The sequence below is a fragment of the Streptomyces sp. NPDC086835 genome (assembly GCF_044745705.1).
Taxonomy (GTDB): Bacteria; Actinomycetota; Actinomycetes; order Streptomycetales; family Streptomycetaceae; genus Streptomyces.
The window spans coordinates 318,091-329,286 of the sequence record NZ_JBIVAU010000008.1 but is presented as its reverse complement, the minus strand read 5'-3'; the positions used below and the strand labels follow the sequence as shown (position 1 = coordinate 329,286).

Below are 11,196 nucleotides of genomic sequence, written 5' to 3'. Positions count from 1 at the left end.
CGGCGCGGGGCGCTCGCTCCGGTGTCAGGCCTGGGCGGCGTACGAGACGAAGCTCGTCCACGACGCGGGTGACACGGCGAGTTGAGGGCTCTGCTCGACCTTGGAGTCCCGGACGTGGACGGTCGCGGGGGTGGCCGCCACTTCGACGCAGTCGTCGCCGGAGCTGCCGCTGTAACTGCTCTTGAACCAGGCCAGTTCTGTGGTGCTCATGTCGCTCCTCGCATCCGGCGCAGCAGGCTCAAGGATTCCTCCAAGGAGAGAGCCTGTGACCGCATCCTGGCATACCGCATCTGGAGCATGCTGACCACTTTGGGGTCGGAGATGAACCGCCCGCTCTCCTGCCCCTCGCAGTAGCCGTACCACTTGTTGTCCGGTGTCTCCAGCAGCCGGATCGGACCGTCTATCCCGGCATGGATCACTCGTTGCTGCGGCATGACCTGGACCTCGATGTTCCGAAGTGCCGCGAGTTCGAGGAGGTGGTGGAGAAGCTCCGGGCTCGCTCCCACCCCGCGCTGGAGCACATGCTCCTCGACGATGAAGCTGAACGCCGTGTTCGGCCGTTCCCGCAGCAACCTCTGACGCTCCGTCCGCGCGGACAGCATGGCCTCGATCTGGTCGTCGCCGAGTGGCGGCAGGCGCTCCGAGAACAGCGTGCGCGCGTACGCCTCCGTCTGCAGCAGGCCGGGGATCAAACGGCACTCGTACGTGTAGAGGTTGACCGACTCCGCCTCCAACTGCGCCCACTGCCGGAACCAGCTCGCCAGCCCCGGCCGCCGCGACAGATGCCGTGCGGCTCCCCGCAGCGCGCCGAAGGCGTCGAGCACCTCCTCCGCCCGGTCGACGAATGCGGCCGGAGGGAACCGGCGGCCCTGTTCGATGGAGGCGACGGTCGGCACCGAGTACCGCACCTGTGGGGCGAACTGTTCCTGTGTCAGCCGTGCACGCTTCCGGAACGCCTTGACGACCTCGCCGAACGCCTTGAGGCTGTCCGAACTCTCCGGCTCGGCGGCGCTCGTGGCGCCGTTCATGTCCCCGGGCGGACCGCCCGGTCCGCAACCGGCGCCGTCCGCCTCGCCGTTCCCGTCGTCACCGCTGGTCTCGCACGCCGCCATGCCGGCCACCTTCCACGTACCGTGTCGCAACCGGCCCATGGTCACGCCCGGTTACCCATGTCGTCCACCGTGCGTACTCGTACGCTGACTCTGCGTACGAGTTCCGGGTCGGCGTGCAGGCCGCACGCATGTTCCCCGGCCGGAGACTCTGGTGGCCGGAAACGCTTGTGGGAGCGCTCCCGCGCCTGCTAGACATGCGCCGCATGGACCTTGTTCCCTTTGTGCGCCGCTACCGTCCGTCGGACAGGGCGGCGCTGGCGGACATCTGCGTCAGAACGGCTCATGAGGGCGGGGACTCCACGTCGCTCTATCCGGATCCCGGGCTGATGCCGACGCTGTTCGCCTTCCCCTACGTCGAGTTGGAGCCCGAGTTCGCCTTCGTGCTGGACGACGGCACCGGGCAGGCCGTCGGATACATCCTGGGCGCCTGTGACACCCCGCGCTTCGCCGAGCGGTTCCGCGCCGAGTGGCTGCCGCTCGTGGCGGAGCGGTACCCCGAGCCGGCGGGAGAGCCCGCAACGCCCGTCGAGGAGATGCTGGTTCTCCTGCACCGGCCGGAACGGATGGTGCTGCCGGAACTGGCGTCCTTCCCGGCGCACCTGCACATCGATCTGCTGCCGGGGTGGCAGCGCCGCGGCTTCGGACGCGCCCTGATGTGGGCTTTGCTGGACGCGCTGGAGGTCGCGGGCGCGCCGGCCGTGCACCTCTGCATGGTGCGGGCCAACACGGCCGCGCGGGCCTTCTACGGACGTCTTGGTTTCCGGGAGATCGATGTGCCGGACCCCGGCCCGGTCCATTACCTGGGCCGGTCGACGGCTCGCGCCGAGCCTGCGGCATGACGAAGGCGGTGCCCACCGAACGGACGGCGGGTACCGCCTCCGTCACGCGCCTCAGTGGCCGGCGGCCTCCGGGGAGCGCCGATGCCGACCGCGGCCACGACGGCGCCGAGGACGCAGAGCACACCGGTGACGAGCACGGCCGTGTGCGCGCTCAAAGGAGGCGGCGCCGGAGGACGCGGCGGAGAGCGGGAACGGCCAGGGCGGACGTCCGGTCGGGCGGGCTCGGCGTCGGAGGGCGGAGCGGCCCGGGGCGGACGTCCGGTGGCGGGATCCGGCGTCGGGAGCGGGAGCCGGCGTCGTGGCGGACGCTCGATCGGCCAGGACCCGGCGGCGGATAAACCGGTGTCGTGGGAGCGGCCCGTCTCCCTAGACTCGGGACGCGCGGTGCACACGGCATCGCAGCGCCGTCCGGCGTCGGATCGAGGGGAGCACGACCATGCGTTGCCGCACTGCCGTCGTCGTTCCCCGGTCACGCTACGACGTGATCCTGATGTCCACGCCCACCCGGTGCCGGCTGCGCGGCCGCCACCGGAAGCCCGTGACGAACGCCTGATCCCGGCCTGCCCGGTGCTCGACCGTAAGGTCGCCCGCCCGGCACGCCGTCATGCGCCCGTGCCCCGGTCGGGGCAGGGACATGTGCCCGAGCCCCTTTGCCGGGGACGGCGTGGGATCCGCAACCGAGGCCCCTCGTACGGGAATTGCGCTGCCTGTCTCCCGACACATCTGAAAGGCCATGGGCCGTGCGCACCGACCCGCGACACCGATCCGTTTCCACCGGTCCGCTGACCCGCGTCAGGAACCTGGGCATCCTCGCCCACGTCGACGCCGGCAAGACCACCGTCACCGAACGGATCCTGTATCTCACCGGCGCCACCCACAAACGGGGAGAGGTCCATGACGGCACGACCGTCACCGACTTCGACCCGCAGGAGCGCGACCGCGGCATCACCATCTTCGCCGCGGCCGTCAGCTGCGACTGGGACGGCCACCGGATCAACCTGATCGACACACCCGGCCATGTCGACTTCGCCGACGAGGTCGAGCGTTCGCTGCGGGTGCTCGACGGCGCTGTCGCCGTGTTCGACGCCGTCGCCGGGGTCGAGCCGCAGAGCGAGGCCGTGTGGCGGCAGGCCGACCGGCACGGCGTGCCCCGGATCGCGTTCGTCAACAAGCTGGACCGTGCGGGCGCGGACCTGGACCAGGCCGTCAGGTCGATCAGGGAACGGCTGCGTACGGTCCCGCTGGTGGTCCAACTGCCCGTCGGGCAGGAGGACGGCTTCACCGGCGTGGTGGATCTGCTGCGCATGCGTTCGCTGATCTGGACCGCCGGCCGGGACACGTACGAGGAAGGCCCGGTGCCCGACGCCCTGCTGGCGGAGGCGGCACGACGCCGGCGCCTGCTGGAGGAGGCCGTGGCCGAACTCCACCCCGTCGCGCTGGAGGAGTTCTGCGAACGATCCGCCCTCTCGGAGCCGACCCTGGCCGGTGCGCTGCGCGACCTGACCCTCAGCGGTGAGGGCGTCGTCGTGCTGTGCGGTGCCGCGTACCGCGACTGCGGGATCGAGCCACTGCTCGAGGCCGTCGTCGCGTATCTGCCCTCGCCGACGGACGTACCGCCGGTGCGGGGCACGCGGGACGGCGCGGAGCAGGAGCGGCCGGCGGACCCGGAGGCGGCGTTCGCGGGGCTGGTGTTCAAGGTGAACTCCACCTCCACGGGCAGGCTGACGTATGTGCGCGTCTATTCGGGCACGATCAGGAAGGGGGACACGGTGCTGGACGTGGGCGCCGGCCGTTCGGAGCGGATCGGCAGGATCCTGCGCGTACAGGCCGACCGGCACGCCGAGGTGGACCGGGCCGAGGCCGGGGACATCGTGGCCGTGGTCGGGCCGAAGGCCGCCCGTTCCGGTGCGACCCTGTCCACGCCGGCCGCGCCGCTGCTCCTCGAACCGCCCACCGCGGCCGCCCCGGTCGTCACCGTGGCGGTCGAGGCACGCAGCCGCCTCGACACCGACCGGCTGGCGACGGCGCTGGCCCGCCTGGTCGAGGAGGACCCCTCCCTGACCGTCCGGACCGATCCGGAGACGGGTCAGACGGTGCTGTCGGGCATGGGCGAACTGCACCTGGAGGTCGCGGTGGAGAAGATCCGCCGCGCCCACGGGCTGGAGGTCGGCGTCGGCCGTCCCCAGGTGGCGTACCGAGAGACCGTCGTCCGCGGCGTGACCGGTCTGGTGTACCGGCACGTCAAACAGGACGGCGGCGCAGGGCAGTTCGCGCATGTCGTCCTCGACGTCGCACCGCTGGAAACGGACGACGACCGTGCGGAGGGCTTCGAGTTCTCGTCGACCGTCACCGGTGGACGGGTGCCGCAGGAGTTCGTCCGCGCGGTGGAGGCCGGTTGCCGGGACGCTCTGGCGGAGGGCCCTCTCGGGGGCCATCCGGTGACCGGGCTGCGGGTGACGCTGACCGACGGGGCCACGCACTCCAAGGACTCGTCGGAGATGGCGTTCAGGGCGGCGGGCCGCTTCGGGCTGCGTGAGGCGCTGCGAACCGGCGTGATGGCCCTGCTCGAACCGGTCGTCGAGGTCACGGTCACCGTGCCCGACGACGCGGTCGGCACGGTCCTCGGCGACCTCGCCGCCAGGCGCGGACGCGTCTCGGGCCAGGCGACGAGGTCCGGTACGGCGGTCGTCACCGCGACCGTGCCGCTGGCCGAACTGTTCGGCTACGCGAACCGGCTGCGCAGCCGCACCCAGGGCCGGGGCACCTTCACCACCCGGCCCGCCGGCTACGCGCCGGCACCGGCGACGGTGCCGGGCGGGGTGACGTCGTCGTAGCGCCGCCGGTGCGGGGCCGTCCTGGGAGGGACGGCCCCGCGTCGGGGTGGGCGGCCTTCCGCGTCACCCGCCCGGCCGCGGCCCCGCCGCGCGTCCGAGGGGCAGAGCCTCGGGAGGTGTCCGTCACAGTGCACCGAATGGGCCCATTTCCGCGTTGCTCCTGGGAAAACGACCATGACAGCATGCGATCCGTGAGTGACAACGGGGATGACATATCGAGGCCTGACCGCCTTTCCAGACTTGCCGAGTTGGCCGATTGGCCCGCTCCGGAGCAGCCGGTCGCGACAAGTGATACACCACGGCCGGTGAAGTCGGCCGAACCGCCGGTGGTGGATGAGGTGGCGGCGGGGCGGCGTCGGTTTGCGCGTTTGCTGGGTGAGTTCCGGCGTGCGGCGGTGCTGGTGCCGTTCGACGCGCAGGGGAGTTTGTGGACGGCGGACTTCAACGGGGTGCGGTGGATCTGTGCGTTCTCCGACGAGGAGGCGCTGTCACGGTTCGCGCACGCTCAGCGGGACGTGGGGCGGGAGTGGGTGTTCCGGACGGTGCTGGGTGCGCGGTTGCTGGATGTGATGGTGCCGATGCTGCCCTCTCCGGCGGGTGTTGCGCTGGATGCGGGTAGCGAGGACGGCATGTTGTTTCCGCCGGTCGAGGGTGTGGTGCCCGAGGCGGCGGTGGTGGATCTCGGGGGGACGCGGTGAGTGGGGAGCAGCCGGATCTTGCGGCGCCGCCGTCGGCTTTGGTGGAGATCGCGAACGGTATCAATTTGGCGCATGCGGAGCTGAAGGAGCTCGGCATGATCGGGGAGGCGACGACGGGCCGGGGGTTTTCTGATCTGGCTTTGTCGGGGCTGGAGTTGGGGCATGGGGGTTTGACGTCGGAGTTCGAGACGTTCTGCAACCGGTGGGAGTGGGGCGTTCGGGCGCTGACCATGAAGGGCAATGTGGTTGCTCAGGCGTTGGGTCTGTCGGCGGGGTCGTTCGCGGAGCAGGAGCAGTACGTCAAGGACAGCATCAAGATCGGTGTGAACTCGCTGAACGGTAATCCGCATCTGTCGGAGGACGAGGTCAAGCAGATGCGCTGGGACACGATTCGTGACCAGCATGCGTGGGACAACGCCGACTGGAGCCGGGAGTCGTTCTCGCAGGCGCATGCCGAGGTGAAGCAGACGTGGGCCAACACCACCTATGACGTGATGGACGCACAGAACGACGCGATGGAGCGGGCGGGGATCCTCGACCCGGCGGTGCGGGAGCGGTTGGACGCGCAGTTGCGTGAGGATCTGGACCCTGATCAGGCGACGGTCGATCAGGCTGAGCAGCCGCGGTGGGGGGAGAGTCGCTGATGGTGGACTGGGGCGGGCTGGTCGACAAGGGCGTCGACATCGTCGACGACGGGATCGACAAGGGCAAGGAACTGGTCGGCGAGGGCGTCGACTACGTGACCGACAAGGCCGGCGAAGGCCTGCGGCACTACGGCTACGACGGTGTGGCCGAGGCGGTCGAGGACTGGGGGGACGAGACCGCCTCGTCTCTCGGTGCGCAGGTGGGTGAGCAGCAGCTCGGTCAAACCGAGGAGGCGAACGAGCTGATCCATGGCCGGCCGGAGAAGATCGCCGAGTCGGTGAAGAACCTGCGGGACTTCCACAAGGCGTTCGACCTGGTCGGCGGCGGGTTGAAGAAGATGGACTCCGCCCACTGGAAGGGTGAGGCGGCCAATACCTTCCGGGAGAAGTTCGAGCCGCTGCCCACGGACTGGCTGCGCGCGGCGGACGCGTGCGAGGACGCGGCCAAGGCTTTGGAGACCTACTCCAAGGCGATCACCAGCGCGCAGGGCAAGGCGAAGGAGGCGATCGCCCTCTACAAGGAGGGTGAGAGCGACTCCAAGAAGGCGGTCGAGGCGTACAACAAGAAGGTCGACGCCTACAACGCGGCCCGCAACGGGGACGATCCGCTGCCGCACCCCGGCGAATACTCGGATCCGGGCAAGGCGAAGCGGGCCCGCGCACAGGAGATCCTCGCCGACGCCCGCAAGGCCCGCAACGAGGCCGCCGAGGCTGCCAAGTCCGCGGTGACGGCGGCGATGGCGCACGCCCCGAAGGAACCGACCGGCCGGGACAAACTCAAGGCCGAGTTCACCGACTACGCCCTCGGCATGGGCGTGGAATCCATGCACCTGGCCGGCGGCGTGGTCAAGGGAACAGCGGGCATCGTCAACTTCGTCCGCTCGGTCAACCCGCTCGACATGTACAACCTGACCCACCCGGCCGAGTACTGGAAAGGCGTCAACACCACACTGGCAGGCATCGCCTCCACCGCCGCCAACCCCGACCGGGCGCTGAAGAACGCCTGGGAAGCCGCCAAGGGCGACCCTTCCGAATTCATCGGCCGCCTCATCCCCGAAATCCTCGGCACCAAAGGCGCCGGCGCCGTCAAAGGCCTGGTCACCGCCGGCAAGCACCTCCCCGATGCCAACAAGCCCGGCGGCGCCCGAGGAGATCACGACCGTGATCCCGACAGCGGCGGGAAGAAGTGCAGCGACACCAAGTGCGACGGAGACCCGGTCGACGTCGCGACCGGCCGGATGCTCCTGCCGCAGACCGACATTGTCCTGCCCGGCTCACTGCCACTGGTCTTCCAGCGCACGCATGACTCCTCGCACCGCTCCGGCCGCTGGTTCGGCCCGACCTGGTCCAGCACGGTCGACCAACGCCTGGACATCGACTCCGAAGGCATCGTGTTCAGCTGCGCCGAGGGCAGCCTGCTGGCCTACCCGCACCCCGCGCCGGGTGTCCCCGTCATGCCCACCCACGGGCGGCGCTGGCCGCTGGACCGGGTCGATGACGGCTACACGATCACGGACCCCGACTCCGGCCAGGTCTGGCACTTCACCGACCACACCGCCGAACTCGCCCTTCTGACCCAGATCGACGACCGCAACGGCCGCTGGATCACCTTCGAGCACGACGAGACCGGCGCACCGACGTCGATCGTCCACCACGGCGGCTACCACCTCAAACTCACCACCAGCGAAGGCCGCGTCACCGCCCTCCACCTCGCCGGCGCCGCCCCGGACGGCTCCGACCAGGAGATCCTCCGCTACGGCTACACCGACGGCCACCTCACCGAGGTCACCAACTCCTGCGGCCGCCCCCTGCGCTTCGGCTGCGACGAACACGGCCGCATCACCTCGTGGACCGACACCAACGGCAGCCACTACGACTACGTCTACGACGACCAGGACCGCTGCACCTACCAGACCGGCTCCAACGGGCACCTTGAATCCCGCTTTACCTGGGACGACACCGACCCCGAAACCGGCCTGCGCATGACCTCCATCACCGACGGCCTCGGCCACACCAAACGCCACGTCATCAACGACCGTGCCCAGGTCGTCGCAGAGATCGACGCCCTCGGCGCCGTCACCCGCTACGAACACGACCGCTACAACCGACTGCTCTCCCGCACCGACCCACTCGGCCACACCAGTCGCTTCACCTACGACGAACACGGCCGTCTCACCGAGGTCGAACGCCCCGACGGCCGCCAGTCACGCGCCGAGTACAGCGACCTCGGCCTGCCCGTACGGGTCACTGGCTACGACGGGAACACCATCCGCCAGACCTTCGACGACCGGGGCAACCGCACCTCGGTCACCGACCCGACAGGGGTGACGACGCAGTTTTCACACGATGAGGCTGGTCATCTGGTCGCTGTGACGAACGCCTTGGGCCACACCACTGCCGTGCGCTGCGACAAGGTCGGTCTGCCGATGGACATCACCGACCCTTTGGGCGGAGTAACGCGCTACCGGCGAGATGCCTTCGGCCGCCCGGTCGCCATTACCGATCCACTCGGAGCTGTCACGCGCCTGGAGTGGACGGTTGAGGGCAAACTCGCGCGACGCATCGACGCCGACGACAGCGAACAGTCATGGATCTACGACGGCGAGGGGAACTGCACCAGGCATACCGACGCGATGGGAGGCGTCACGGCCTTCGAGCACACGGACTTCGACCTCCTGATGGCCAAGACCGGCCCGGACGGAGCCCGCTACGAGTTCACCCACGACACCAATCTCCAGCTGACCCGGGTCGTCAACCCGCAAGGTCTCACCTGGTCCTACGGCTACGACCCCGTCGGCAACCTCGTAGCCGAGACCGACTTCGACAACCGCACCCTCACCTACGACCGCGATCGGGCAGGACGCCTCATCGCTCGCACCGACACCCTCGGCCAGACGACCCGCTACGAACGCGACGAACTCAACCGCGTCACCCGCAAGGACGCCGCCGGATCCATCACGACCTTCTCCTACGACTACTCCGACCAACTGGCCGAAGTCGTCAGCGCCGACGCGATGGTCGCTCTCCTGCACGACCGTTATGGCCGTCTTGTCTCAGAGACGGTAGATGGCCGCACCATGTCGTTCACATACGACGCCCTGGGTCGCCGCATCGCTCGCACTACCCCCACCGGCGCAACCAGCATCTGGACGTACGACGCTGCAGGACGCAGTACCTCTCTGACGACCTCCGGCCGCATCCTCACCTTCGAACACGACGCCGCCGGCCACGAGATCGCCCGCCACATCGGCGACACCATCTCGATTGCCAACCAGTTCGATCCTCTTGGTCGCCTCGCGCGTCAGCACATCACCGGCTCTGCGGGCAGCAGCATCCAACGCCGCGACTACGCCTACCGCGCCGACGGCAACCTCATTGCCATCAGCGATCAACTGTCCGGCACGCGCACCTTCGAGCTCGATCCCGTCGGTCGCATCACCGCCGTCAGCGCTGCGGGCTGGACCGAGCGTTACGCCTACGACGCCGCAGGCAACCAGACCGAAGCCACTTGGCCCACCAGCCACCCCGGCCAAGAAGCCACCGGCACCCGCGAGTACACAGGTACGGCCATCACTCGCGCGGGAAATATCCGCTACCAACACGACGCATTGGGCCGCATCACCCTCCGCCAGAAGACCCGCCTGTCACGCAAGCCGGAGACATGGCGCTATGAGTGGGACGCCGAAGACCGCATGCGGTCGGTCACCACCCCGGACGGCGTGATGTGGCGTTACGAATACGACGGGCTGGGGCGGCGCACGGCCAAGCAGCGACTGGCGGAAGACGGCCTTACGGTTCTTGAACGGGTCATCTTCACCTGGGACGCGGCGATATTGTGCGAGGAAGTCTCAGAGACTGGGCTCCGTAACACGCACGTGGCTCTCACCTGGGACCACCAGGGCCTCCGCCCGCTGACTCAAGTGGAGCGAATCCTTTCGCCCGATGAGTCGAAGAAGGTGATCGATGAACGATTCTTCGCAATTGTCACGGACCTAGTAGGCGCTCCTAGTGAGCTCGTCGCCGAAACGGGGGATATAGCATGGAGTGCGCGTAGCACGCTTTGGGGAACAACAACCTGGACAGCAAGGAGCGCAACATATACACCGCTTCGTTACCCCGGGCAATACTTTGATCCTGAAACACATCTTCACTACAACTTCTTTCGTCACTACGATTCCGAGATCGCCCGCTACCTGACTCTTGACCCGCTTGGGCTGACTCCGTCACCCAACAATGCAACCTATGTCGATAATCCGAATAGGGAAGTCGATCCTCTCGGTCTATTCTCGTGTCCACCCGAAGAAAAGACTATCAAAACGCCGGAGGTGAAAGACCCGAACCCTCGGAAGCCGCACCAGGTCATGGCTGAATGGGAGGAATTTCTCGGTGAGGGGCCTTATACAAATATTCACCCGCGCACGGGTTTGCCGGACCCGGATCGTCTTGTGTCAGCAGATGGTGCTCGCAGTATCCGACTAGGAGACCATGAAATGAACAGCAAGCCTACAAGGTTCCACTTCCACAAGGAGACGTGGACCTTCATATCCCCATCAAACACCTGGATTGTCGACAATACAATGGTTCGAGTACCGCTTGGATTGAAGTAATGGAAATTAGAGTCGAGGGGCTGGTTGGCGAGGCTGCAGATTTCGTTACCTTCACATCCTCGCTAGGGCAGGCCTGGGGGCGGTGGTGCGGGAAGGGTGTGCCGAGTGTAGGAAACCATACGGTCGAATTCGATGTACCCGGAGTGATTGAGTCCTGGTCGGAGGTCAAAGGGGCTGCTGCGATCGTCGGCGACTATCGAGATGGAATCGTGCTGGTGCGGGGGGTGATCGAATCGGTGGATGAGGATGGCGTCGCTGGACTTAGGGTTGGAACGGATGTGCTCCTAATTGACGTTCCGCAGAACGCTGAACGCGTCAGAGTTGGAATGGTCGTGGAGTTCACCGCCGAACAGATTGACATCTACCCTTACTTTGTCTGAATTTTGATTCTGGCTGCCAGCGAACCTTCGCGGCTACGTGGACGACCGCGTCACCGCAGGCATAGGGATGCCTGCGGTGGCG

At 67.8% G+C, this 11,196-nt stretch carries 8 protein-coding genes; 6 read left to right on the top strand and 2 right to left on the bottom strand.

What is annotated here, in order from left to right:
• Positions 1–24: 24 nt before the first annotated feature.
• Both ACIPJI_RS25610 and ACIPJI_RS25605 read right to left on the bottom strand, forming a co-directional pair.
• Positions 25–210, bottom strand: coding sequence for a DUF397 domain-containing protein (locus tag ACIPJI_RS25610; RefSeq protein WP_307708754.1), 186 nt, complete (start codon positions 208–210; stop codon positions 25–27).
• Positions 207–1,028 (bottom strand): helix-turn-helix domain-containing protein, encoded by an 822-nt coding sequence (locus tag ACIPJI_RS25605; RefSeq protein ID WP_402249168.1) that lies wholly within the window; start codon positions 1,026–1,028, stop codon positions 207–209. Before ACIPJI_RS25605 ends, ACIPJI_RS25610 begins: the two co-directional genes overlap by 4 nt.
• A gap of 287 nt (positions 1,029–1,315) precedes the next feature.
• On the opposite strand from ACIPJI_RS25605, the gene ACIPJI_RS25600 reads away from it, so the two are divergent.
• The 6 genes from ACIPJI_RS25600 to ACIPJI_RS25575 all read left to right on the top strand — a co-directional run bounded on the left by ACIPJI_RS25600 (position 1,316) and on the right by ACIPJI_RS25575 (position 11,114).
• Positions 1,316–1,951: a GNAT family N-acetyltransferase gene (locus tag ACIPJI_RS25600; RefSeq protein WP_356621940.1), complete on the top strand. Its 636-nt coding sequence runs from the start codon at positions 1,316–1,318 to the stop codon at positions 1,949–1,951.
• Between the two features lie 740 nt (positions 1,952–2,691).
• Positions 2,692–4,785, top strand: coding sequence for an elongation factor G (gene fusA, locus ACIPJI_RS25595; protein WP_402249066.1), 2,094 nt, complete (start codon positions 2,692–2,694; stop codon positions 4,783–4,785).
• 182 nt (positions 4,786–4,967) lie between these two features.
• On the top strand, positions 4,968–5,483 hold the full coding sequence (locus ACIPJI_RS25590) for an SseB family protein (RefSeq protein ID WP_402249064.1): 516 nt from the start codon (positions 4,968–4,970) through the stop codon (positions 5,481–5,483).
• A complete protein-coding gene (locus ACIPJI_RS25585) occupies positions 5,480–6,127 on the top strand; it encodes a hypothetical protein (protein ID WP_402249062.1) in 648 nt (215 codons plus the stop codon). The genes ACIPJI_RS25590 and ACIPJI_RS25585 overlap by 4 nt, the downstream gene beginning before the upstream one ends.
• Positions 6,127–10,734, top strand: coding sequence for a putative T7SS-secreted protein (locus tag ACIPJI_RS25580; RefSeq protein ID WP_402249060.1), 4,608 nt, complete (start codon positions 6,127–6,129; stop codon positions 10,732–10,734). Before ACIPJI_RS25585 ends, ACIPJI_RS25580 begins: the two co-directional genes overlap by 1 nt.
• Entirely contained in the window at positions 10,734–11,114 is a 381-nt protein-coding gene (locus ACIPJI_RS25575) for a hypothetical protein (RefSeq protein WP_402249058.1), read from the top strand. The genes ACIPJI_RS25580 and ACIPJI_RS25575 overlap by 1 nt, the downstream gene beginning before the upstream one ends.
• Positions 11,115–11,196 lie beyond the last annotated feature (82 nt).

Excerpts from the sequence above, each read along its gene's own strand:
- ACIPJI_RS25575 (WP_402249058.1), top strand. The coding sequence starts at position 10,734 with ATGGAAATTAGAGTCGAGGGGCTGGTTGGCGAGGCTGCAGATTTCGTT.
- ACIPJI_RS25610 (WP_307708754.1), bottom strand. The coding sequence starts at position 210 with ATGAGCACCACAGAACTGGCCTGGTTCAAGAGCAGTTACAGCGGCAGC.
- ACIPJI_RS25605 (WP_402249168.1), bottom strand. The coding sequence starts at position 1,028 with ATGAACGGCGCCACGAGCGCCGCCGAGCCGGAGAGTTCGGACAGCCTC.
- ACIPJI_RS25580 (WP_402249060.1), top strand. The coding sequence starts at position 6,127 with ATGGTGGACTGGGGCGGGCTGGTCGACAAGGGCGTCGACATCGTCGAC.
- ACIPJI_RS25590 (WP_402249064.1), top strand. The coding sequence starts at position 4,968 with ATGCGATCCGTGAGTGACAACGGGGATGACATATCGAGGCCTGACCGC.
- ACIPJI_RS25600 (WP_356621940.1), top strand. The coding sequence starts at position 1,316 with ATGGACCTTGTTCCCTTTGTGCGCCGCTACCGTCCGTCGGACAGGGCG.